Source organism: Dysosmobacter segnis (genome assembly GCF_014297285.1).
Classification (GTDB): Bacteria; Bacillota; Clostridia; order Oscillospirales; family Oscillospiraceae; genus Oscillibacter; species Oscillibacter segnis.
In genome coordinates, this window is record NZ_JACOQI010000001.1 from 274,807 (window position 1) to 298,757 (window position 23,951).

The 23,951-nt window shown below is 50.0% G+C and carries 27 protein-coding genes and 1 other annotated feature; of the genes, 11 read left to right on the top strand and 16 right to left on the bottom strand.

All coding sequences use genetic code 11. The features are described 5' to 3' along the window. Positions 1-65: 65 nt before the first annotated feature. The 4 genes from H8Z83_RS01380 to H8Z83_RS01395 form a co-directional block, all read right to left on the bottom strand. Positions 66-302, bottom strand: coding sequence for a helix-turn-helix domain-containing protein (locus tag H8Z83_RS01380; protein WP_187013394.1), 237 nt, complete (start codon positions 300-302; stop codon positions 66-68). Positions 303-494: 192 nt separating this feature from the next. Further along, positions 495-2,165 (bottom strand): hypothetical protein, encoded by a 1,671-nt coding sequence (locus H8Z83_RS01385; protein ID WP_187013395.1) that lies wholly within the window; start codon positions 2,163-2,165, stop codon positions 495-497. Between the two features lie 166 nt (positions 2,166-2,331). Then, complete coding sequence (locus tag H8Z83_RS01390) at positions 2,332-3,360, bottom strand: ATP-binding protein (protein WP_187013396.1); 1,029 nt, start codon at positions 3,358-3,360, stop codon at positions 2,332-2,334. Positions 3,361-3,371: 11 nt separating this feature from the next. Then, positions 3,372-5,165 (bottom strand): hypothetical protein, encoded by a 1,794-nt coding sequence (locus H8Z83_RS01395; protein ID WP_187013397.1) that lies wholly within the window; start codon positions 5,163-5,165, stop codon positions 3,372-3,374. 317 nt (positions 5,166-5,482) lie between these two features. On the opposite strand from H8Z83_RS01395, the gene H8Z83_RS01400 reads away from it, so the two are divergent. Both H8Z83_RS01400 and H8Z83_RS01405 read left to right on the top strand, forming a co-directional pair. Further along, entirely contained in the window at positions 5,483-5,755 is a 273-nt protein-coding gene (locus H8Z83_RS01400) for a plasmid mobilization protein (RefSeq protein ID WP_187013398.1), read from the top strand. Position 5,756: 1 nt separating this feature from the next. After that, complete coding sequence (locus H8Z83_RS01405) at positions 5,757-6,314, top strand: relaxase/mobilization nuclease domain-containing protein (RefSeq protein WP_187013399.1); 558 nt, start codon at positions 5,757-5,759, stop codon at positions 6,312-6,314. Positions 6,315-6,356: 42 nt separating this feature from the next. Here H8Z83_RS01405 and H8Z83_RS01410 read toward each other — a convergent pair whose 3' ends face one another. From H8Z83_RS01410 to H8Z83_RS01445, 8 genes are all read right to left on the bottom strand, one after another. Beyond that, positions 6,357-6,902 carry a hypothetical protein gene (locus H8Z83_RS01410; RefSeq protein WP_187013400.1) on the bottom strand — a complete coding sequence of 182 codons (546 nt, stop codon included), beginning with the start codon at positions 6,900-6,902 and terminating at the stop codon, positions 6,357-6,359. A gap of 3 nt (positions 6,903-6,905) precedes the next feature. Beyond that, positions 6,906-7,241 (bottom strand): LPD28 domain-containing protein, encoded by a 336-nt coding sequence (locus H8Z83_RS01415; protein WP_187013401.1) that lies wholly within the window; start codon positions 7,239-7,241, stop codon positions 6,906-6,908. A gap of 61 nt (positions 7,242-7,302) precedes the next feature. Next, a complete protein-coding gene (locus H8Z83_RS01420) occupies positions 7,303-9,066 on the bottom strand; it encodes a vWA domain-containing protein (RefSeq protein WP_187013402.1) in 1,764 nt (587 codons plus the stop codon). A 3-nt stretch (positions 9,067-9,069) separates the two neighbouring features. Next, a complete protein-coding gene (locus H8Z83_RS01425) occupies positions 9,070-10,125 on the bottom strand; it encodes an AAA family ATPase (protein WP_207731960.1) in 1,056 nt (351 codons plus the stop codon). A 70-nt stretch (positions 10,126-10,195) separates the two neighbouring features. Continuing rightward, complete coding sequence (locus H8Z83_RS01430; protein WP_187013403.1) at positions 10,196-11,005, bottom strand: recombinase RecT; 810 nt, start codon at positions 11,003-11,005, stop codon at positions 10,196-10,198. Positions 11,006-11,007: 2 nt separating this feature from the next. After that, on the bottom strand, positions 11,008-11,952 hold the full coding sequence (locus tag H8Z83_RS01435; protein ID WP_187013404.1) for a YqaJ viral recombinase family nuclease: 945 nt from the start codon (positions 11,950-11,952) through the stop codon (positions 11,008-11,010). A 15-nt stretch (positions 11,953-11,967) separates the two neighbouring features. Beyond that, positions 11,968-12,891, bottom strand: coding sequence for a DUF932 domain-containing protein (locus H8Z83_RS01440; RefSeq protein ID WP_187013405.1), 924 nt, complete (start codon positions 12,889-12,891; stop codon positions 11,968-11,970). Positions 12,892-13,302: 411 nt separating this feature from the next. Beyond that, positions 13,303-13,536 (bottom strand): helix-turn-helix domain-containing protein, encoded by a 234-nt coding sequence (locus tag H8Z83_RS01445; RefSeq protein ID WP_187013406.1) that lies wholly within the window; start codon positions 13,534-13,536, stop codon positions 13,303-13,305. A gap of 116 nt (positions 13,537-13,652) precedes the next feature. Here H8Z83_RS01445 and H8Z83_RS01450 point away from each other — a divergent pair, with 116 nt between their 5' ends. The 8 genes from H8Z83_RS01450 to H8Z83_RS01485 all read left to right on the top strand — a co-directional run bounded on the left by H8Z83_RS01450 (position 13,653) and on the right by H8Z83_RS01485 (position 18,012). Next, positions 13,653-14,603 (top strand): helix-turn-helix transcriptional regulator, encoded by a 951-nt coding sequence (locus tag H8Z83_RS01450; RefSeq protein WP_187013407.1) that lies wholly within the window; start codon positions 13,653-13,655, stop codon positions 14,601-14,603. Continuing rightward, complete coding sequence (locus H8Z83_RS20110) at positions 14,600-14,854, top strand: YkgJ family cysteine cluster protein (protein ID WP_187013408.1); 255 nt, start codon at positions 14,600-14,602, stop codon at positions 14,852-14,854. The genes H8Z83_RS01450 and H8Z83_RS20110 overlap by 4 nt, the downstream gene beginning before the upstream one ends. A gap of 2 nt (positions 14,855-14,856) precedes the next feature. Then, positions 14,857-15,501, top strand: coding sequence for a hypothetical protein (locus H8Z83_RS01460; RefSeq protein WP_187013409.1), 645 nt, complete (start codon positions 14,857-14,859; stop codon positions 15,499-15,501). 285 nt (positions 15,502-15,786) lie between these two features. Continuing rightward, on the top strand, positions 15,787-16,455 hold the full coding sequence (locus tag H8Z83_RS01465; RefSeq protein ID WP_187013410.1) for a hypothetical protein: 669 nt from the start codon (positions 15,787-15,789) through the stop codon (positions 16,453-16,455). Between the two features lie 272 nt (positions 16,456-16,727). Next, positions 16,728-17,069: a hypothetical protein gene (locus H8Z83_RS01470; protein ID WP_187013411.1), complete on the top strand. Its 342-nt coding sequence runs from the start codon at positions 16,728-16,730 to the stop codon at positions 17,067-17,069. Beyond that, the gene (locus H8Z83_RS01475) at positions 17,070-17,258 is read left to right on the top strand and encodes a helix-turn-helix domain-containing protein (protein ID WP_187013412.1); all 189 of its coding nucleotides are present in this window, start codon (positions 17,070-17,072) and stop codon (positions 17,256-17,258) included. It abuts the gene before it with no gap. A gap of 120 nt (positions 17,259-17,378) precedes the next feature. Next, on the top strand, positions 17,379-17,678 hold the full coding sequence (locus tag H8Z83_RS01480; RefSeq protein ID WP_187013413.1) for a nucleotidyltransferase family protein: 300 nt from the start codon (positions 17,379-17,381) through the stop codon (positions 17,676-17,678). Then, on the top strand, positions 17,668-18,012 hold the full coding sequence (locus tag H8Z83_RS01485; protein ID WP_187013414.1) for a HepT-like ribonuclease domain-containing protein: 345 nt from the start codon (positions 17,668-17,670) through the stop codon (positions 18,010-18,012). The genes H8Z83_RS01480 and H8Z83_RS01485 overlap by 11 nt, the downstream gene beginning before the upstream one ends. A gap of 321 nt (positions 18,013-18,333) precedes the next feature. On the opposite strand, the gene H8Z83_RS01490 is transcribed toward H8Z83_RS01485, so the two are convergent. The 4 genes from H8Z83_RS01490 to fliB all read right to left on the bottom strand — a co-directional run bounded on the left by H8Z83_RS01490 (position 18,334) and on the right by fliB (position 23,061). After that, positions 18,334-19,119, bottom strand: coding sequence for an ABC transporter ATP-binding protein (locus tag H8Z83_RS01490; RefSeq protein WP_187013415.1), 786 nt, complete (start codon positions 19,117-19,119; stop codon positions 18,334-18,336). 1 nt (position 19,120) lies between these two features. Further along, positions 19,121-20,020 (bottom strand): ABC transporter permease, encoded by a 900-nt coding sequence (locus tag H8Z83_RS01495; RefSeq protein WP_187013551.1) that lies wholly within the window; start codon positions 20,018-20,020, stop codon positions 19,121-19,123. A 77-nt stretch (positions 20,021-20,097) separates the two neighbouring features. Continuing rightward, the gene (locus tag H8Z83_RS01500; protein WP_243184673.1) at positions 20,098-21,150 is read right to left on the bottom strand and encodes an ABC transporter substrate binding protein; all 1,053 of its coding nucleotides are present in this window, start codon (positions 21,148-21,150) and stop codon (positions 20,098-20,100) included. 96 nt (positions 21,151-21,246) lie between these two features. Continuing rightward, positions 21,247-21,493, bottom strand: a binding site (T-box leader). Positions 21,494-22,026: 533 nt separating this feature from the next. Beyond that, entirely contained in the window at positions 22,027-23,061 is a 1,035-nt protein-coding gene (gene fliB, locus H8Z83_RS01505; protein ID WP_187013416.1) for a flagellin lysine-N-methylase, read from the bottom strand. Positions 23,062-23,194: 133 nt separating this feature from the next. Here fliB and H8Z83_RS01510 point away from each other — a divergent pair, with 133 nt between their 5' ends. Beyond that, entirely contained in the window at positions 23,195-23,944 is a 750-nt protein-coding gene (locus tag H8Z83_RS01510; RefSeq protein ID WP_187013417.1) for an ATP-binding protein, read from the top strand. The last annotated feature ends 7 nt before the right edge of the window (positions 23,945-23,951 follow it).

The window sequence follows — 23,951 nt, forward strand, 5'->3', positions numbered from 1 at the left end:
AATATTAGCTCCTTTTCCTTTTGAAAAACGGGGCAGGTGCCCATATTGACACCTGCCCGTAGCCATTACCCAACTGCCAGTTCTTTGATATTCAGCGGATCGCTGAGATCATGGCCCTCGTACCGCTGAAGGAACTCATCCAGCGCCGCTTTGCGAACCCGAATGGAGCCAAGCTTCAGCGCAGGCAAAAGCCCCAAGTTGATGAGCCGATATACGAACGCCGGGTTCGTATGGAGCAACTGACTGACTTCTTTTACGGTGTAGACGGGGGGTGGGGAGGCTACAAGATTTTGTTCATTCATAAAAAAGCTCCTTACATAAATATTTGTTATGAAATTTGAATTTGCAAATGTCAGTCCAAGATGAAGAGACAACTGCTTTTGATAGGACCATTTTAACATACAGGATGAAATCAAGCAGTATTCCAACGGGCAATAAATAGAGAAAAATCCAGCCCGCACAGGAGCGGACTGGATGGCGGATATAAAGTATAATTAGAATATCGTAGGCTGTATAAAACCAGAGTCATTCGTGCTATCTTCGTAGAGTGTGCGATGAACAACCTCAAACATCTCTTCGTGGCGATTGGTATTCCGAATTTTCGCTATTTGGAATTTTTCCAAACTATCAGTAGATTTTTGCCTCAGGGGAGATGCGTATTTCAATCTCTCCAATAAAGTATTTTCACGGGGAATGCATCCGTAAAAATATAATGTAGGGGATTGCCAACGCGAGGTATAAGAATCAACAGAAATTCTGTCCTTTATCAGCATATGGATTCTATCAATGAGCATATCGTCGGTTAACCACTTATGCCCGGCTTCCTTGGCTGCACAGATAAAGTCTTTCGGATGAATGCTCGAAAAAGCAAGATAATCACTGGGTTTACCAGAGAGATGAAGTCCAATTGTTTTTTGAGTTGTGTAGAGTGTTGCATGTTCATCGTAAAGCCCGATCCGGGATAAATCCCCAAGGAGATACTTTTCAAACTGTTCCTTGGCAAATTCAAACCAACCATCTGGGGTCCGCTGCCAGTCGGGTGAAGTGACCTCATCGCAAGCGGCATGAAGCTGTTGTTCCCAGCATAAATCTTTGATTCGGCAGTCATAATCTGTCTGTCGAATAACATTTCGTATACACGCGACTCTCCAGTGAACTGCTGGACATTGAATTATTAAATTTCGATACAGTTTTAATAAGCGCTTGATAATTTCAATTCGGCAGTCAACCCAACTCATAGTGTTTTGCAGTTCTGATGCGGTAACACCTGCTGCACAATCCTCTCTGAATTTTACGGGTCTCTCAGATGCAGCACACTTGATGCCTAATTCCGATAGTAGTACCGTGATTTCAAGAGTTATAGACAGTCCAGTACACATTTCAAAGTACCAAGCATCTTCTTCTGTAAAGTCAAGGTCAAATTTCGGGACTTCACAAGGGGGAGGCAGCGTTCGTGTAAAGTACTTGAGCATATGCACGTATTCGGCCTTGTCCCCCCATATGACAAACCGTTTATATGCCTCTAATCTTCCTTTCTCACAAAAAGTTGGAACAATTAGCTTTATTCCGTCATTTAAACTGTTCTGATCCGAGACACTAATACCGAAAGCACTGTGTTTTTTTAGATGTGAAAATTTGCGATCCAATATTGGTTGATATGTCTCGGGACAATTTAAGGCCGTGATCTCACGTCTGTTAGATTGCTCGCTACGTTTATTTAAATACATTAAAAGAGGAATGTCATATAAGGTAAAATAGTTTTCCGGGTTCCATTTGTAGTAGAATACCGGATACGGGGATGAATGAAGTAAAAATTCAAGGTCTTTATTCAGTTTGGAAAGAATGAGATCATCAGCGATGTCCTTTTCACTGGCATCATGCAGTTCCTCGAATCGCTTGTTTGCTTTTTCAGCGATGCAATTCAACTTATTTAAATTCGGGTGGCGTACTGCATAGATTTCTTGAATAATAGGATGTCCTTTATAATCCAGAAATGTGAACGGGGATTTTCCCATGATAATTGCACATAGCAAATACTGCTTGAGCCATTTATAATTTTCAGACAACTCATGGCGTAAAGGCGAGGAGTTTATCTTGTATCTGCCTTGCCGAGTTTCATCGACTTTACGCCAGAAATCGTTGCTACCGCTTTGCTGTTTATCCATAATGCTTCCTCCATTGATTTATCCTACCACACCTCAAGCGCAAATGCTATTATTTATGCTAAAATTTATGCTTGACAGCCAAATTATTGCTATGATGTACGCTTTTGGAGAATTTGCATTTAAAAATTAGCATATTTTTTAGCATAGAATACATCTTGGAATGTGGTTAAAGTCTTGGTACACAATCAATAAGAAGATGACCACTTGCATCTGTGTAGAGAAACTGACCTACGGTGAGTCTGCGAATTAGAGTTTCGTATTCACGGACTTTTGATGTGTCGGAACAGAGTACTTTTGCGAGAGAATGTACCTGCCGATCCCCCGGGTAAAAATAGCCTCGCAGCGCAGCTTGCTCCAATGCCTGCACAGCAGTCTTGTTATCAATCCACTGGGAGGCAAACCAACCGTTGACATGGTATTTCCGCCCTTCACGCAAGATTCTAACCAACATGCTGGAGTCATTGAATGAAAATCTTTGGCATTCATCCAATAGGACCACCACCGGGCAGGTGTCTTTCGATGCCTGCAATTTATCTGCCCACAAGTCAGATAACAGCAGTTCTGTGATCAAAGACTGAGAAGCACGATCAGGAATTGTATCAAATTGCAGAATGGTAATACCAGGTTTGTCAAATTGCCAATCACAGCCATTACCGCCGGAAAACAATCGGCTAAGATCTTCCAAACGAACCAGAGATGGTTCCATCTTTGCAGCCCGCTCGGAGTCTGCCTCAATAAATGAAATCAGATTGGCAAAAGATGTGGAATGTGGAAAAGCTTGCATAAACAGATTGATTGCACGACGCAAATGAACCGGCTGTGCAGTACCACGAAAACGATAGGCGTCAAGGATAGCCTCCGTCAATCTGGCTGCGGTATCCCCTGCTTCCTCCGTGTAATACGGGGTAAGTTGTAGTGAACGAAAAGGGTTAACCCGTGCTTGCTGTCGAACATCGAGTATGTTGATTCTGGTACTTTTTAGAATTTCCTGCATACTGCTCTCTCTGAAATCGCCGGAGCAGTCGAAAATGTAGGCATGTACGCCTTGCTCTGGCAATTGGCTCAAAAAATGTTTAATTGCGTAGCTTTTGCCACGTCCAGATTGGCCGAGAAGGGCGATATGCCCATTGCTCGCATTTCCCCAAGGGAGGGACATTCCGTCTAAGGAATGCCCCAGATTAAGTTTATAGTCCATAATTCTCCTCCTCAAATTAGTGGCGGCTCACCAAGCCGTTCAAAGACCTCTCGCTTAAACTTATAAACGCGAATGCTTTGAACCCGTCCATATGCGTTGTAGCAGGCGATCCGGGTCAAATATGATTGGGCATTGACTGTTTTACCTGATAGAATTCCTTTTTCCTTTAGTTTCTGTTTTGTAGCAGAGGGGGGACATCCAGCTTCATTGCAAATACGATCAAAAGCTGCCTTGTCGAACGCAAAGTAGTTGCGGTCGAAATAAACGGTTCCTTGAGAATCCGTCGCTGTTGTGCATTGCCCCATCGGAGACAGCGAAAATCTCTTGTTGCGGAGCATGTTTCGCCCGACTTCGATAAAAATTTCTGCCAATCCATCTTCACCCGTTGCCTGTGCGCTATTGATGTCGAGAATTTCCACCAGTCCGTCCAACCAATCAGATTGATTGGCCAAGGGTGGGCAGTTCAAGCGCTTGTAGAAAATCTCGATAAAGCGATGTAGCGCAATCAAGATGCTAATCAATTCAGCAGTTTCTGCTGAGAATTCGTACTGATCAGCAATATCAAATGCAATTGAAATACTTTCCTCTAACAAAGATTGGAGAACAGAAGTGCTATCCATTGCAAAATCGGCAAATGCTGCCCAGTATTCCATTTGAGGAGAGGATTTCCCCAAATTCTTAACAGAAAAATCAAGATTTTCCAATTTGAGTGAAATCACCTCAGGCTGCCATGCCAAATAAGAACCCTCTTTGCCGAGAATGATGGGCGCTGTGCGGAGCGGAATCGAAACAGGGATATCGTCCTTATTGCAAAGATCAAGTTCACCTCGGCGGATAGCCAAACACAGGGCGGAACTGTTCTTAATAACCGCTCCGTTGACTGTACCTTCATAGATAATAAGGGGCTGATCTTTGTGGAATGCGATCTCACGCAAAAATGCAGTAGAGGACATATCCAGAGAAATTACTGGATTAGCGGCCTCACATAACATGTTTTTCAGGTGGGACTCGACACGTGCGCTTGGTAGTTCCAGGAATAACGCATGGTGAACGTGGCATCCCATTGCGGCCAATATTGTGCTCAGAAATGCGATATGCTGCCAGAGTAAAATTGCCAACCGCAGAGGGAGATACGTTATTGCATTAAAATTCTCCGTGAAGCGTTCAACAGCGATTTTGGCCGCAGCAGGTAACACATGCGGCAGCTTTGTACAAGCATGAACGGGGAGCGCGGTTCTGGCACATGTTCCGAGATTCTTAAAGGCTAAAAATTCCCAGCTTCCGCCTCTGGTACACCAGCCAGCAAAAAATGGCACACAAACACGAGTCATGAGTTGTGTTGCAATGCTACGTAGCAGCGTAGCAATTTTTGAAACTGGGCCGTACATGGTGATCTTGCACCCTGCCAATTGGAGATGATTCAAAAACTTGCGATCATTCAAGAAATCATCCACAGTGAGTTGAAACGCATCATGGTGGCTCACCTTGAGTTCAATCAACGCTTCCTGGTTGGTGCATGGGTCAAAACAATAAAGCCGAACATATTCAAAAACGAAGTCGGTAAATTCACGAACCACTCCACTCGGAAGTTGAGCCCAGTATGTATTGCCTTGCAGCCGGTATGCCTGCACCAGAGAAGATTCGCGCAGGTTTTTTTGCGATAGCTGATATTTCAAGCGGTCATATTGTTCCTGTATTTTCCGAATGGTTTCGGTAGCATAATAGAGATGGGGATCGATGTTTGGAACCGGTGCCATGACGGGCTGAATTGGGTCGATGAGGGGACCATAGGGCGTTGCGGACATGTTATTTTCCTCCGTTTAAAAATTAGATTTTAATACTAACTGTTGGACTAATTTTAACGGAAGTACAAGGGAAAAATCTAATTCCAGCGGTACAACTTTTTGGAAAAAACATGACCGCAAAGTGAAATAACGCTTGTCAACTATAGTAAATGTCAGGGGGGACTCATCCGTGTCTGGCAATCTGCAATGTAACTTTGTAATCAGACATAACATTACAGTAATGGGGACCCAATGGGGAAGTGGCGGCATCGCCCTTCCCCTTGCGAACCATAAAATATAAAGGGGACGGTTCTATGACGTCACATAGGAGGAAAAACATGGGAACGAAAAAAATTACACTTCGCATTCCTGAGAACGATTATGCTATCATCGAACACAAGGCACTGGAATCGCATCTAAGCTTAAACCAATATTTGATCAGGTGTGGCTGTGATAATGGGGTAGGGGGAGCGAGACATCTTACCGATTTGATGGGCCGTTTAGGGCGTCTGTATGACACTACCCAGAGGGCAAAAGAGTTGCCCCAATTAAAGGAAGATGTATTTCAATGGCGTGATGATACTATGGCATTGATAGAAAGAATGGCTTAATATGGCTACCTTGAAAGTTATTTGTAAAAACCCTGCTGACAGTTGCTATGACGAAAAGTATAAAGATGCTCTGGCAATCGAAGCAGTAGTTTCGTATGTCTTGAACCCTGATAAGACGCAAGGTTATATTGGCGGGTGGGGAGTATCACCTACCAATGCGGTGCGAGAGATGGAATTGCTCCAAAGGCTTTATCATAAGGATAGCGGAGTCCGCATCCGACATTGGATTATAGGTTTTACTCCCAGCGAGATTGAACGAGCATCTTCGAATGTGGGGGGCGCCATGGATCAATTACTCTGGACTATGGGAGCGCTTCTTGCCGAATACTATAAGGGAAACTATCAGGTTGTTTGGGGCGTGCATCTGGATAAGCCGCGAGAGCCGCATATCCACTTCGCAATGTCCACAGTTTCGCTTGTGAATGGCAAGAAATATTCGGGCAGTAAAACTGATTATTCTGCCTATATCGCATATGCAAAATCTGTATTGCGGTACTATGGAATTAACTTGTGGCCGATTAGCGACCAAGCAGTGAGCAAATATGTCCACACATATTAAATAAAACGGGATGGATAAATTTCTCCATCCCGTTTTAAACGTTTATGACACAGATGATTCCCCACAACTATGGCTCGTCACAGAGTTGTAGTTGAGGTTCATCCGACTATGGTAATCCATTACGCTACCCATGTAGTAAGGCTTTGATAAATCCGCCGTCCGCAGCCAGGCATCCATAGGAAGCAGTTCGGCGTGGTCAGAGTCATAGACGTAGAAGCCGAAGCGGTCTGCGTAGCTTTCCGTGACGCTATTGAGCGCCGCATGGAAAGCTGGGGCAGGCATAATGCCGCTGAACATATCGTAGGACGCCTTTGCCAAAGCCCGTACTGCCGCCATAAAATAGGGATAACTGTTTCGGAAATATCGCGCCTTGAAATCGTGGACGAGGCGCAGCTGATCTCCGTCCCTTATACAAAGGTCGCCAAAGTGCTGTTCCAAACAACGGATTTGGACTGCTCTCGTAATTTCGTCCGTATCCGCTGCCGAGTCGGCCACAGTCTGGAAAAACCATTCCGGCAGACTGTCTATGGTAGCCCTCCGGCTCTCTGAAATCGGCTGCTCTGAAAATTCATAAATTGTGCTGTGCATGGTTTATTCCTCCTTCCCGGCGTATTTGCTGCGGAACTCCGCAATCGTGGCACAAGGGTCATTGTCTACATAACCCCAATCCTTGCTGCTGTCGAAGTCCAAGTAGCCGCAGTCATTCAGCAGTAAAGGCTGTAAAGTCAAAATAGTTCCGTAGAAGTCAACAAAGATACCCCGTGCTAACTGGCAGGGATCACCCCAATCCTCGTCCGCATGGCGGACTTCATACATCTTCATATCTGTGGGAACGCTGGCCCTGTCCACACGCCAGTCGGTAAACAGGGCCGGTGTGCCAAGTACGATGATTTCGTCAAAGATGATCTCATTTGCGTTTTTTCTCATAGTTCATCCTCCTAATAAAAGCGGCCCCGGTATGCCCCGGAGCCGCAGCAGATAGTGTTGTTTATTTCAGCCGGAACACCGGCCCGTGGGGTGTAAAGGGCAGCCTGTTTCCGGCAGGGATCAGGAAAGCATGGGTGCGTTCACGGAGGTTTAGCCGGTCACAGGCCCCATCTGTAATAATGAGCAGGGGTGCTTCTCTCGGAAAAGCAGTATCCTCATCCAGAAGGTCAATTCCCGGTTGCAGCTTTGTTCCACCTCGCCCCCGCACTTTCACCATTCCGGCAATTTCATCCGGGGCCATGATCCCTTGATCGTAGGCGGCAGCGTCGCAGAATACCACCCGGACATGATGTACGTCCCGTGATTCCGCATAGCTGGCGATAGAACCCAATGCCGCAGCCAATAACCCACGTTCCATAGAACCGGATGTATCCAGCAGAACACCGAAGATCCGCTGCTCTGTCTGATCCTCGGGGAGAAACCACGCCGGACGGGGAATGTCCGGTGTCGCACTCTGCCGCCTGCTTAATCGGGCATAAGTTCTCCGAGGTTCCAACGGCTGAAATTGTTCATCAAACCAGCGGGCAAGCTGCACATCCCACGGGATCGGCGGCTGCTGAATGGCCCGGACTTCTTCCATAAAGTCACCGGGCAGCGTCCCCTGGTTATGCTGTTGGTGGTAGTCCAAGCCACGTTGAATTGCGGAACGGTAAAAGGAATCGACCTCCGCACCGTTCTGCGTTTCCCAATCGTTGTCGCTGCTATAAATAATGTCCTTGGGGTCAAGGCTCATGTAGTAGCGGATATTCTCGCACAGTTTGTCATAGACCGTTTCTGCGGACATTCCTTTAAAGTGTTCATCGTACAGCAACCCTTCCGGCATTTGCCCCACGTTCATTTCCACCAGCCAGCCGTTGATGATGTAGTCGCAGGCCACATTCCATAAAATAGGGTCACGTCCTTCCCGCCGTACATCATGCCGCAGGGCAGCGTGGAGAAATTCGTGTGCGAGGACAAACTTCCATTCCTCAAAAGACAGCCGACAACCGGGATTGACGTAAAGTTCCTGTAAACGTGCATTGACCGCCGCAATGGGGACACGCATCCGCTGGACAACGGCCAGATCATCCACCAGTTGAAATCCGGCGGCAACGGCCCCCAACAACGGGTAGCTGCTGACAAACCACTCTTTCGCTCTGTGGTAGCCAGTGTTGTTATTTTTTCGTGCTTTCTGCTCCGCTTTCGTCATCCCACCGGCTAACTGAATGGATTTCCGTAGGGACCGTCTGAGGGAATCGGCAAAGGCGGCTTCAAAGTCACGGAAGCGGCTCACCCCATCCCAGACCATATCTGGCCTACCGTGTGACATGAGACTTAAACTTGTTTGTGGCTGCTTATTTGGCTCCGTAAGAAGCTGACGATACAGCTTTTCTTCATCTGCGGCAGCAGTATTCAGAATACCGCTGACATCCATCGGCGGCGTTCCGATTCTACCGTCCAGTAAAAACCGTGTCACCGCAATGTCACACGCCTGCTGCCATACGGAATCATGGATACGATCTTCCTGCAAGTGTCCCAATCCTAAGTGCAGCATGAGATGTGCAAGCACATACGTCCATTCCCCAATCGTCCCATCCTTGCGCGGGTTCAGGAAGATATGTCCGGAGCTGGTGACATACCCCCAATCATCCTTTGACATGGGACAGCTGTTATCTGTATGGATGTAGGGAATCTCCTCCGCCAGACCCACCAGCGGAGAAGCCCCGATCTTTGCAAGAGCAGCGTCTATGACATTCCCCTGACCGGATTGCTTTTGGTACTTCATAGCTCACTTCCGCTTTTTAAGTAGATTTGGAATGTCCTTAGCGGCCTCCACAACAAACCAGTTTGGCAGGTCTGTCCTGTCCTCCGGCGTGATCGACATTTGGGCAATTTCCAGACTGATTTCCGCCAACTCGATCAGCAGTTCCTTGGCCCGGAATGCCAATGCAAGACTTTCCCCGCTCAGCTTGCTGCGGGATTCCGGAAGTTCCTTGATCAGCTGACTGCGAAAACTCTGAGCGAGGAAATACAGCACATCCCGTTCCTCCGGCTTATTGGGCCATTTCTGCGTCCCATCCAGAATTTTCTTCAAGGAATACTTGCTGCGGACTTGCCGGACATAGGCTACAAATTGTGTAGCGTGAGCGGCAGTGAGACAGCCATAAGCGCACAGAGATAAGGTACTTTCCGGGATGTTCTCTCCGTAGCTGTGCAGAATATCGCTGAGCATTTCCCAGCTTCGGGGTGTGGAGAAAGGTTCCTCCGTCTTGGGCGGCTGTGCCCACAGATGATCCGGGCGGGAGCAGATGTAATCATAGACAAACCGGTGAATACCTTTCTGCGCCGCCCATTCCAGCCAGACACGGCTGTTGGCAGTCAGCTCCACATGAAACATCCGGTTCACCAGCGCCGAGGACATGGGCCGGGTGATGGCATTATCCTGCGCCCGGTTGCCCGCACCGATGACGATAGACCCCTCCGGCAGATGGTATTCCCCGATGCGGCGTTCCAGAATCAATGAATAAAACGCTTTCTGCACTTCATGAGAACAGGCATTCAGTTCATCCAGAAACAGACAGTACGGTTCCTCTCTTGCAATGCTCCGGGGCGGGCAAAATACGCTGCGCCCCTCTACGATCTGCGGCACGCCGATGATATCCTCCGGGGCTAACTGACTGCCCAGCAGAGAAACGCACTCCAATCCCACATCTGCCGCAAACTGCCGTACAATGGCAGATTTTCCAATACCGGGAGCGCCCCAGATAAATACCGGGCGAACAGTTGCCACATTCAGCAGCACATCCATAAGCTGTTTCTGATCTACTTGTACTGGCAAATTCAACGCTGACACCCCTTCCTATCCATACCATAGCAGTTGCGGTAGACAGCCTGTGTCCTTTTAGGAAATTTTCTCATACATCCGGCCCAACCTCTGTGACTTCGCCTGTCTCGCTGTCCACTTCCAGCACCGTGCCGGGAACAGCATACATATCTTCCCCGACATCCGTTTTGATGGTGCCATCCAAGGCCAAGCCCCGCTGAAAGTCCGATTTTAGAGGGGCATATTTCAGGACTTTCTTTAAAACTGTCTTTTTCGCCATTTCTTCAAAATTTGTCTGCCACGGGCCGGAAGAAAAAGACTTGCTGTACTGCTGTGCAAAGGTGCGGACAGCATCCATGCTCATTACATCAAAACCGAAACCACCCTCCTTGGTGCGGAACATAGCATAGACATAGGTTGACTCCCCACGGTCAGAGGCAGCGGGAATGTGCTTCAGCACCGGTTCCAAGCCAAAGGAATAGTTGAAGCTATCATGTTCATAGACCACCTGCGCCTGAATGATGCTGACCTCTCCGCTGCGATAGGCCAGATCAATTAAGCCCTTGTAGCCCAACTGGAATTGGCACTCGCTGCAATGAGTCTTATTATTATAAAATGGGATCAGATACGCCTGTCCCAAAGGCGTGTTTGGCTCCATGCCAAGCTGGGCCGCTGTCATCATAGCGGCAAGAAAAGACTGCGGAGTAGTCTGACCCAGCTTGGGATTGGTGGAAAGGGCTGAAAGCACAATGCGGGTAAAGCGTTCCGGGGTCATGACTGCCGGGAGGGCCTTTTTGATCTCCCCCTGCATCTGCTTGATGTAGGCTTGCATGGACGTTTTTGCGTCCGCTTTTGCCGCAGGCTGCGCCGTGGCTTTCTGGATCATATCATTACTCATCATTTTTAACCTGCCTCTCGTGTCTCTGTCACCTTAAAGGGACGGAGGCTTGTATTTTTGTAATAGGGGGCCAAATCAATGCTGGGGTGGTCCTTGGCAAACTCCTTTGCCTGAAAAGTCCGCCTTGACTGTGACTTCCAACTGATATGGAAGCTGCCGCAGAGGCCGCTTTCCGCTTCGCCCATGTCTGCCTTGATGGTATTCTCAATTTCTCCGATCCGGGTATCCAACGCCTTTTTATCCTCCTTCAGCCGCATATACTCCCGCAGAACGGTATCCCGCCCGAACAGGTCTGCGGTGGTCTGCTCGCTGATGGGGAAGATCTCCCGCAGCGCTGCGGAAGTTGCTTCGGAACCATCTGCGTTCGGGGGCGTATCCTGTTCCACCAGCTTCCAGAAGTCTGCCTCGGCAGCCATGAGCGCGTCAATTTCCGCCTGATCACGTTCCAGAACAAAGGCAAAGAACCCCCGGCCATAGGCCAGAACCGCCAGATACCAACGGTCTGCCCCAGTCACTGCCAGATAGTGAACGCACTGCGCGTAATACTGCACCGGGAACTCCACGCCGTTAAATTGTTTCAGGTCTAAGGAAAAGGTGGTTTTACACTCCAAGCCTGCGTTTTCGCCCATGACCATCCGGTCTACGTCAGCGTGTGCAAAGGGATACTTCGGATGATACAGCATGGCAGGCAGACGGTAGACCCGCTTGCCGGTTTCCTCCATCCAGCGGCGGGCCACATAGTCCTCCAAATCCCGTCCCTGCCGCATGGCTTCGGTGTCCTCTTTCTCCGCTGCCCGTCCGGTTTTATCTGCCCAGACAGAAAAAGGGCTTGTCCATCTGGACAAGCCCACAATCCCGGCAGCATCAGAGCCGCCGATCGTTTTTCTGCGCCGCATGAGCCATTCTTCCCGGCTCATGCCTTTGGTAGATACTCTCTGGATTCCTCGCATAGTGCGTCCCCTCCTTTATTTCATGCAAAGAGCGGCCATCCTGTCCAACAGGACATGGCCGCTCATTACCTTGTTCCAAGTATTTTCCTGATAGGTTTTCGTATTCCGGTGGGGCATACTGTGTGTCACAAGATCGCTGATAGCGTTGATCGCACCCCAAGCAGTCCCCCGGAACCTCCTGATGTCCGGGGCGAAGTAACAGATCATAAACTCGTCTTTGATCTTATCAATGGTAGCCTTTTCCCGCTCGGAGGTTTTGTCCGTAACAGGAAAGAGTTCATTCAGGATTTCCCGGATCTCATCATCCTGAACGGTCTTATTGGCCGCCATATCCGCATACTGCGCCAGTCCGTCCATATAATCCTCTGCGCGGAACAGGCAGTCCCGTGCTTCGTTCAGGCGCTCATGCACATTTTCCGTATGTCGCATAGACCAGGTGCGCTTGGCGGTTGCCAGCGCCACGTTCAGAGTATTATTGCAAACCACCCGCACCGGCGTCATGCAGACCCGGACGCCGCTGCTGCCATCATGGGCGTTGGTAAAGCAGAGATAGGGTTCTACGGCATCACCGGCGATCTGCTGCTCCGGCAGCTTCGCCAGAAGCCAGATCTGCTTGCCGTCCCGGAGAGAACCGGCGGTTTCGTAGCGGACATCCCCACCGATGAGGCCGTCCGTAAACTTGAAAGCGTCCCGGTTCTGCACCACCTTGTAACGATCTCCCACCACACCCAGCACGCTGTCATCGCTGTCCCGCACGTTGGCTTTGAAGCCCTTGATGATGCCGCCTCTGGAATTGAACACGTTTTCCTGACGGACATTCCAATCCAATCCCGCAAAGCGCAAAGCATCCTCACTGTTAGGCGCTTCGGATACCTCCACTCCCAGACCGTGCCACGGTTTCTCCCGCACATACATCATCGTCTCGACATTGGCTGCCATTTTCAAATACCTTCTTTCACAAAATTTCACCGAAAACGCCCTGCGATCCGCTGCCCTATGATACGTAAGATCGCCGAAGCGTCTCCGGTGCCATTATGATAGTATCTAATTGAAATCCGGTACTTTTACGGTTTTGGCCAACAAAAAAGGACTTGATGGCATTTCCATCAAGTCCTTTCTAACTATCTTGTTCAAATTTCGACACGATTTTCTAAAAATTTTGAGTTTTTTCGCAAAGTGACATTGAGTGTCCACATGACTTGCTATACTGAAGCTAACCTCCAAGAAACTTCGGCCCCATGCCTACGCGCGATTGCGCGGGGAAAAATACCGGGTAAATTCTCCGCCCGGGCCGCTCCCGAAAAGGCGGTTGTGGACGCTGTATCTTCGCATGGGTGCCGGAGCGGAGGATCAATCATCAAACATGAGAAACTTATAGGCAGGAACATCCAGTACGGACGAAATCGCAAAGAGCGTATCCAGAGAAACAGCTTTCTTGATGTTGGGCGCTTCTACATGACCGATAAATGCCGGGGTACGGTCGATTCGCTCTGCAAGTTCTTCCTGTGTCAAACCACGCAGCTTTCGATAATATGCAATTTTAAGACCCACTTGCAGATATTCCATCTCGAATTTGCTATTCATACCGTCACCTCGGTAATATGGTAATCGATGGCGACAGCAGTTGACATGATTTTACAATCATATTATTATATTTAACAGATATAAAAAACTAAGTAAAAGTGCAATGGGGAGGGTGAATGACCTTGGAACAGCAGTCTGCCGAGGCAAAGTCGGCCCGCTTATTAGACCTCTATGCGAGGTTCATATCCGGACAGACGCTGAACAAGCAAGACCTTGCCAGCGAGTATGGCGTCACAACACGGAGTATCCAACGGGATATGGAGTCTCTGCGGTGCTTCCTGATGGAAAAAGGATTGTCGCAGGAGATCATCTATGACCGTAGACACGGCGGCTATCGAATGGTGAGCAGCGTTCCATCCGGCTTAACGAACAGCGAGATTTTGGCTGTCTGCAAAATTCTGTTGGAAAGCCGCTCCATGCGGCGGGATGAAATGCTGCCGATTTTGGACAAGCTGGTAGACTGCGCTGTTCCCCCGGAGCAGCGCCAAGCAGTAAAGCTGCTGATAGGTAATGAAAAGCTGCACTATATTGAACCACATCACGGCAAGAGCATTTTGAACGGTTTATGGGAGATCGGACAGGCTGTGAAAGAACAGCGGGTCATGGAGATTGAGTACGAGCGCATGAAAGCACCGAAACTGGTGACTCGGAGAGTACAGCCGGTCGGAATCATGTTTTCTGAGTATTACTTCTATCTGACTGCTTTCCTTGAAAACAAAGATAATTTTGAAAACCCGGATGACCTCTTTCCTACGATTTATCGGCTTGACCGTATCCGCAGTTTTAAGGTCTTGGACGAGCATTTTCATGTTCCTTATGCCGGGCGATTTGAGGAGGGCGAGTTCCGTAAACGGGTACAGTTCATGTACGGCGGCAAGCTGGAACGGATCAAGTTCCGTTACACTGGACCGTCTCTGGAAGCGGTACTTGACCGCCTCCCTACCGCTAAGGTCATCAGCGAAGATGCTGATGGCTGGACGATCTCAGCGGAGGTGTTTGGCAAGGGCATTGAAATGTGGCTGAGAAGTCAGGGCGATTATGTTAGGACAAGTAGAGGTATGACATGAAAAGATTCTTCTGTGATAAATGTGGAAAATGCTGTGAAAAATTGCCAGCTCTTGTGATTGATCCCGGATTAGATGACGGAACTGGGAAATGTAAATTTTATGACTCACAAACCAATTTATGCACTATTTATGACCAGCGGCCAGATATATGCAACGTTGATAAGATGTATAGCGCATTTGCAAGTTTAATGAGTTATGAGGAGTATATAGACATGAATTATTACTTTTGTACAAAATTAAAGGAGGTTTAAAAATGATACCAGTATTAATTGTGTTAGGGAGTGCTGCTGCAAGTGCGGCAGGTCTATTTGTTGGGGCGGCAGCTACAGCAGCAGCTCACGAGGTCGTTCAAGAATCTAAAGATGAATTGAATGCTATTAATGCCGATATGCAGAAGATGACAGAAGATGCAAACTCTGCAATAGCATCTTGTAAAGAAACTTATTCTGTATCGATGGAAAAGTTCGATGATGCGCGTACAAACGCATATTTGTCTGTCCTTCCAGAGTTTACGCAAGTTATGTCCAATATCAAGCATACAGAAATGGGCGGAGATATTACTCTCACCCAAAAATTATCCGAAGTTGATAATGCAGTGGTATCGTGTCAATCAAATTTTGAATATTACAATCAATTTTGGAGCAAAACAGGAACCGCTTTTTTTACGACCGCGCTATTTGGTGGAATTGGGGTCGGTTTAGCAGTTTTTGGCGGACTTGTTTCGAACATTCGACTTTCTTATAAAATTGATGAAGCCTTTGATAAGCGCAATCAGCTCAAATTACAAATTGAAGAAATTAATAGGCAATGTACAAAAGTGAATCTTATTATGCAAGGTGTTATTTTAGCAATGTATAATCACTTTGCGAGATGGAGGAATAGATATGGGATTGTTTGATTGGCTTCCTGGTTATAGAACACCTAACATTGGTTTTCTGCCGGGTACATGATGCACTGAACTTTCCCTGAACTTAATAGTCTTACAGACGTGTGTGGGTTGCCCGCACACGTCTTTTTTTTAGCATTGTGTAGCCCCTTATGGTACACCCAATCCAAAGAAATAGTATAGGGCAGCATTGACAACTAAAAAATACAGTTTATATAATAAATTGTGTAGGAATATTTCAGGACAGGTCCAATCTAATCGGATTTTTTATTAAATGCTATGAAAAGGAGAATTCTTATGAGCAGATCGCTGAGCAACAAAGATGCAGGATTTCGGAATAAGCAGGAAAGGGCAGAATATTTTCTGCTTGATGAGCGGCGTTTGAGACAAACTAAGGTGACAGACCTCGACCGCAAATTGTGGGAAAAAGTTATACAGTTTAGTGATTTTTTTGAAGATATGCTGTTTACGCCGGGGACGATTACATATCCTTTCCTGGAGTGTAAAATATCGGATGACAACGGAAATGAGATCGCTCCTACCGCAGTTTTGCCTGTTGGACTCCACAATTTTAATTATAACAGCTTCTATTACCGCGTCAGAGAGATGACGCCGCCTTATATGGCTTGCTTTAATAAAGCGAATTATTCCCTCAAGGTCGATCCGCGTCATATAGACGATGACTATGTGATTCTGCATGAGATGATTCACATGCATGAGTTTGTGCTTGAAATTTACCCGACTTACTACCATGACGCAATTCTGTATAGTTTATATCATGATTTACGCAGTAAAATTGAAGATTTGGATCGCCGCATGGAACGTCAGGGACATATTGTGATGCAAGAAGAACTTGCTCAATTTGGCGGAGTGCATGATTTATTGTTCCTTCTCAAGAGTTTTGATTTGGACTTGCGGATGAATTATCCTCTTGGAACCGTGTTTGGGTATGGCATGGCGGACTAAAGCAATTAAATGCGTAGCAACTATCACCTGACAGTCAATCAGTACCTCTGTCGCAAGCCGGAGGGCCGTTTGGTGATGGATTGACGGAGCATAAAAACTGTTCCAGACAGGACAATCGCCCGAGCTTGGGTGCTTACTGGTGATTTCCGATCATCACGAATATGGCATTCCTTCACTTTTGACGTATTTTCAGTGGGCACCGAATTTCTAAGCATTTTCACTCTTGATAAAGCAACATAAAAGTAAAAAATACCAAGTAAGGAGTGGTGCAAATGCTTAATGAACAAAATTACACCAATACGGTCAAAAACATGAGAAAGTCTGCGGTGCGGTTAGAGCGTCAGGGAGATTATTGGAGCGAAGAGGACAAGGAAAACCTTTCTAAAATGTTCTTTGAAGGCGTTGGGATCACGGAAATGGCTGTGATTCTCCAGCGCTCGGAGACAGCGATTATTCAGCAGATTGAGAAAATGAACTTGTATGACCGCAGGCTGTATCCGGCTCGGCAGAAGAGCTGCTCTGCGCAGTCTAAGTGCTTATGCGGCACCTGCATGGCGGATCCGGCGTTGTGTCCCCTCCGCAGAGGTGGCCGCTGCTGTCAGGAGGGAGAATAAATGCTGGAAGAGTATCAGGAGATCCTCACCGTAGATGAGGCTTGTGAAGTCCTTAGAATCGGCTACAACGCCATGTATGAACTACTAAGCTCGGGCAAGCTCAAAGCATATCGGAATGGCAGAGTATGGCGGGTTCCAAAGGTCGCTGTGCAGGACTTCATTCTGCAACGAATCAAGCCCAAGGATTGAATAAAATGAGCGCAGGGAAGATCTCTGCGCTCGATTTATCAGCTAATTTTGCAGACTACTACTTTTCATTTCAACTTTTTATGATATACTATATGTAAAACAAGAGTTAGGAGGTGCTCTATGAGTAAGATTTATTCGCTGGCTGAATTACAGTCTATTTTAAATCCTGTCTTTTCCGAACATGGTGTTCGGAAGGCGGTATTATTCGGCTCTTACGCTAAGGGAACCGCCACAGAACACAGTGACGTTGACCTGCTGGTAGATAGTGGCCTTCGGGGACTGAAATTCTTTGGACTGCTGGAAAGTGTGACATGTGCCTTGAATCTTCCGGTAGATTTGCTGGATGTGACGCAGATCGAGCATGGTTCCAAGGTGGAGCATGAAATTCAAAACAGCGGGGTAGCCATTTATGGACAATAAGGATATTCGCGTTTTGGAGAAGCTGTTGCAGCACACAGACGCCATTATGCGTTATTGCCAGAACTGCAAGCAGCTTGCGGATTTTGAGGCGGACTCTATGCGTGTTGAAGCGACTGTTTTCAACCTCATGCAGATTGGAGAACTGGCAAAGACATCTCTGAGCGATGAAACGAAAGAGCAGATCACGGCTATTCCGTGGCGGCAGATATACGGTATGCGTAATCGCATTGTGCATGGGTACGATGGCGTAAATATGCTGATCGTTTGGGAGACTGTCTCCGAAGATATTCCACAGTTGAACCGGGAGTTGGCAAAGATTTTGGCAAAGTTCTGAGCGGATAATGTCAACCTCGTGTCAACCGTTCATAAAAACAAAAAAACATCCTGATAAAAGCAAGTAACAACAAAAACTAAATTCCATTCAAGAAAGCATCAATTTGACTCGGAATTTGTACTTTTTAGATCAGATAAAACAATAAAAATTTGACGTTCCCAATGGGCAACAACCCCATGGTCGGTGCGACCGTCGCTGTGGCAGTTGCCGTTGCTGAGGGCAAAAAGTAAACGAAAAGCCCTGAAATCATAAAAAGTAGGAACTTTTCCAGCAGAAAAACACCCGTTTCTTTACGAAACGGGTGTTTTTCTATCATTAAGTTCAGGAGAGCAGCATCCGGTCATTGCTCAGGGTCTTGCCGGTACCGGCCTTGAACCGGTGGATCAGATCCTCTACGGTCATGCCCGCCCGGTCAGCGCCGGAAACGTCCAGCACGATCCGGCCGTCAGCCATCATCAATGTCCGGGTTCCCAGCTCCAAAGCCTGCTGCATGTTGTGCGTTACCATCAGACAGGTGATGTTCCCCTCCGCCACGATCCGCTTCGTCAGCTCCAGTACCTTTTCCGCTGTGCCGGGGTCCAGGGCGGCGGTATGCTCGTCCAGAAGCAGGAGCCAGGGGGGATTCATGGTCGCCATCAGCAGCGTCAGCGCCTGCCGCTGGCCGCCGGAGAGCAGCCCTACCGGCTGATTCAGCCAATCCTCAAGTCCCATGTCCAGAAGGGCCAGCCGGTCGCGGAAACGAGTTCGATCCTTCTGGGTCAAGCGGGAAAACCAACCGCCATTTCCCGCTGCCAGCGCCAGATTTTCCTCGATGGTCATATTGGGGGCAGTCCCCTTCAGAGGGTCCTGAAATAAACGGCCGATCCGCTTCGCCCGTTTGTATTCAGGCAGAAAGGTCATATTGTGACCGCCTACGGTGATGGCGCCTGCATCCACGTAAAAGCTGCCGGCGATGGCGTTGAACAGGGTGGACTTGCCTGCGCCGTTGGAACCGATCACCGTGACAAATTCTCCCTTGTTCAAATGGAGAGACAGGTCCGTGATGGCCTTTTTCTCGTTGACAGTGCCGGGATTGAAGGTCTTGGAGATGCGTTGAATGTCCAGCATGTCAGTTCCCTCCCTTTCCAGCGGCCAGCTTCCGCTGCTGGAAGGCCGCCCACTTTCGGATGCTGGGAGCTGCAATGGCTAGAGCCACGATGACGGCCGTCAGCAGCTTCAGACACTCCACCGGTACAACCTTGGTGTAAAAGACAACGGCGTAGATAAACCGGTAGATCACGGAGCCGATCATCACCGCCAGCACGCCCTTGGTAACGGTCCGGCGGCCCAGAACCGTTTCACCGATGATGAGGCAGGCCAGACCGATGACCACGATGCCGGTGCCGGAGTTGATGTCCACCGTCTTTTGATACTGGCCCACCATGGCCCCGGAAAGGGCTGTCAGGGCGTTGGATACGCACAGTCCTACCGTGACGGTGAACGCCGGGTTCAGGGACGAGGCCCGCACCATGTCGGAATTGTCACCTGTGGCCCGGATGGAAAGGCCCATGCGTGTTTTCAGAAATGCCAGCAGCAGCACGCCTGCCAGAACGGTGACGGAAGCCGCCAGCAGCAGCTCGTACCAATCACTGCCGATGCCGCTGTCCCGCAGAAGGGTGAAGATCGTGCTGCCGCCCAGCAGGCTCTGGTTGGCTTTCCAGCCCATCGCCATCAGATTGACGGTGTACAGGCCCGTGTTGGTGACGATGCCCGCCAGAATGGAGGGAATCCCCAAGCGAGTCTGCAAAAAAGCTGTGACGAACCCGGCGCAGCTGCCCGCCAGCATGGCGGCAGGAATGGCCAGGATCGGGTGTCCCCCGGCGGCCAGCGTGACAGAGACCGCCGCCCCAAGGACAAAACAACCGTCGGTGGTCATATCGGCGATGTTCAAGATCCGGAAGCTCAGAAACAGGGCCATGGCCACCAAAGCGTATAAAAAGCCCAGTTCCAGAGCGGTTTGTGTGATCATCAGCAAGAGAATGCGCTCCTTTCATGCCGCTGCCCCCGGCAGCAGGCCGGGGGAGCGGGGCGGGGAATTTGACTGGATCAGTCCTTGGTGGTGGTGACCTCTACCACCTCGCCCATACTGTTGAAGCAGGCGTAGTCGGCCTGCTTGCCGATGAGGGCACAGGTGTCTGTGTTGACGGTGATGATGCCGCCGTCCATCAGGTAGTAGTCCTCCATGCCATCCATGCCCTCGGTCATGGCGGTGTAGGCCAGGTCAGCGGTCTGGGCGCCCAGGTCGGTGTAGTTCACGCCGCAGGTGGCGTAGGCGCCGTTGCGGACGAAGGAGTCAGCGCCGGTGTAGTGGGGGATGCCGTTTTTGGCAAGATCTTCATAGATAGCCAGCTCTGCGGCCATGATGACGTTATCGGTAGGAGTAAACACGGCGTCCACACCGGCAGCGATCAGGGCGGAGGCGGCAGCAACTACTTCATCGTTGGTATTGGCGGTCTGTTCAACGTACTCGATGCCCTTAGTATCCAGATAGGCCTTGGCGTCGGCAATGGGCTTGGCAGAGTTGGGTTCAGACAGGGAGTACAGCAGGCCGACCTTTGCGGTGTTGGGATTCTGGGCGAACATCATATCCATGATGAAGTCGGTATTCAAGGCGTCGCTGGTGCCGGTGACACAGTCGATCCCGGTCAGCTTGGCGGTCTCCGGGTCGGAGACTGCGGCGTAGACCACAGGGGTCTTGGTCTCCTCGGCGGAGAGGGCGGCGATCTGGGCGGCGGTGGTGGCGATGGGGATGATGGCATCCACGCCGTCGGCAATGGCCTGGTCGCTCAACTGCTTGAGAATGGTCTGGTCGCCCTGACCGGAGGTGACCTCGTATTCGATCTTCACATTCTTATCGGCGGAGATCTGATCCAGCTCCGCGGTGACGGCGTTGGCAATCTCGTCCAGAGAGGCGTGGTCCAGCTGATTGATGACGGCGACCTTGTAGGTCTTGGCATCGGTTTCGGTGGGCGCGGCGGTGTTCTGGTCGGCAGAGCTGTCGGCGGGGGATTCGGCCTTGCTGCCGCAGGCGGCCAGAGACAGGGTCATGGCACAGGCAAGAGTCATGGTCAGGAGCTTCTTCATCATGTTGTTCTTCATTTTGGGTTCCTCCAAAAATATAAAATGTTTGAGTGGCAGATGACCGTTTTGGCTGTGCCGGGGCCAAACGGAAATAAAAAACAGCCTTCGCCCCACTCATGGGACAAAAGCTGATGCTTCTGCGATACCACCCAAATTGACGTTTATACGTCCGCTCGCTTACGCGTACCATCATACGCGCCCCGATGGATAACGGGTGGGATTCCCGTCGGTCTCTACTTGGTTTCCCGTTCGGACCGCCCTCCGAAGTCCATTCGCCAGCCGACTCCCGCTCCGATCTCACCGCCCGGAACTCTCTGAAAGGCCATCTTGACTGGGTACTGCTCTCCGTCATAGGTTTGCTGTGATTTCCTTGTTGTGCCGTATTATAGGCGCGGAGATTCGGAATGTCAACCCTTTTATCCAAATTTGATGAAGCTGCCAAGAAAGGGGCCAAGAACTGCCGGGATCTCCGTCTGTTCTTACAAAATTGGGGCGAAATAATTCTCTGGCCTTCTGCGGTGAGCCCCTATAAATAGCATCAGCCCCCGCTTGTTCCAACGACAAACGGGGGCTACTTCTGCTGAATTTCTTTCAATACGGTTACCTCTACTTCCATCTATCTGCCGTTGAGAGCTGAAACACTGCCTGCCAATCCATGAAGCACCGTGCGTACAGAATTCATGTCTCACGCGATCCCATAAATGATGTGCTTCGTATTTGACCTTCCGGTAACGCTCTCCGGCGAAGAAAGAGGGTTTCCCATTGAGGGTTTTCTCTCCCTCTTTGTGTCTATAATATATAATGATATTGGCGGTAAGTCAATAGCTTTTGTGCAATTTCAACGTTTTTGACAAAAAGATCTGCGGTGGACAAGCAGGTCGCACAAAGGTGGACCTATCCGCCGAAGGCCGCCAGCAGAGCGGACAGGGAAAGGCCCTCCGTCTGCCAGAACTGTTCCAGCAGCGTATCCAGATTCTCCTCGTTATGCTCAATCTCACGGCTGAACAGCCGCAGGGCCTCCGGCAGTCCTACGAAACGGGAGAGGCGGTCCGTTACCAACACCCCCAGCGCGCAGAACTGCGCCCGCCCCAGCAGGTCTCCATCGTTGACGGCCTTCAGCAGATACCGGAAGGCGAAGTACACGGCGATGCGTTCCAGCTTTTCCGGGTCTTGGGGAGCGAAGCTGGGCAATTCCGGCGCTTGCTCCCATTGCTTCAGCAGCGCAAGCCAGTCCGGTTCCAGAATTTCCAGATCCTGTAAGCACCGGCAGGCGGCAGCTTCCCAAGAGCCGGAACCGGCATCGGTTTCCGCAGAAATCGCCAAAGATCCCGTGCAGAAGGCGGCCAGCTCCGCCATGTTTTCGCTGTCAAATAGCTGTTGGGCCTCCCCGGTGATGAGCAGGAAGTCCCGCAGACGGGCCTTTAAGGGACGGCTCCGGTCCCGCAGGAGATCCAGCAGGCGGTCCCGCAGAGGGACCAGCCAATCCAGCCATTCGTCCCCGTCCTCCGTGGGCTGGTTATCCTGACGCTCCGAGAAGGTCAGAGGGTCACGGGTGCCCAGCAGCAGTTCATTGGCCTTGGGACAGGCGGCAGACAGAGTGATCTCCTGAAAGGGACCGTAGTCCTCAATAAAACGGGGATGCTCCTGGCAGGTGACGGAGGTGGCCTCCGGCCCCAAGGCGCAGTGGATGTCGCAGAGGTTTTCCTGATTCAGAAAGGGACAGCGGCGGCCATCCAGCGGAAAGCAGACATCCTCTCCGTCCAGGGCCATCGCATCCCGGAGCCGCTCGCCCAAGGCTCCCGGAAGCTGCTGATACCGCCGGACCGTGTCCTCGTCCAGAACCACCTCCCACCCGATGCAGCAGCTATGGGGACAGGCCCCCGCCAGACAGGCAAATTGATCAAAATAATCCGGAATACGAACCAGCATGGAAATTCCTCCTGAATCTGGCAGGAAATTTCAAACCAAAAGTTGCAAACGCAACAGATTTTATGAGCCTATTATACGATACTAAGAGCACAAAAACAAGCCTGCATACCTGAAAAAAAAGGAGACACCCTATATGGTACGGAGAGTGATCGAGATCGACCGGGAGAAATGCAACGGCTGCGGCGCCTGCGCCAACGCCTGTCAGGAGGGGGCCATCGGCATGGTGGACGGCAAGGCCGTGCTCCTGCGGGATGACTACTGCGACGGACTGGGCAACTGCCTGCCCCATTGTCCCACCAATGCCATCACCTTTGTGGAGCGGGAGGCCGCCGCGTTTGACGAAAAAGCTGTTGCCGCCGCACAACTGATGAAAAAGGCGGCGTCCCTGAAGGGCAGCGCACCCATCACCCGCAGCGGCTGTTCCGGCAGCGCACCCTTACAGATGGACTGCCCCGGCAGTCAGGCAGACACACTGCATCAGGGAACGGACACGGCTGCCCCCATGCGGTCTGCCCCGGCCTCCCGGCTCATGCAGTGGCCTGTTCAGATCAAGCTGCTGCCGGTACAGGCGCCGTTCTATCAGGGGGCCAGACTGTTGATCGCCGCGGACTGCACCGCCTTTTCCCGGGCGGACTTCCATGAGCGGTTTATGAAGGGGCGGATCACGCTGATCGGCTGTCCCAAGCTGGACGAGGGGGATTACGCGGAGAAGCTGACGGAGATCATCCGTTGCAATGACATCCGGGAGGTCACCATCGTCCGCATGGAGGTGCCCTGCTGCGGCGGCTTGCAGAGGGCGGCGGAAACGGCGCTCCGGGAAAGCGGAAAGTTTTTGCCCTGGCAGGTGGTAACGCTGGGCCGGGACGGAACCATTCAGGAATAATGGAGGT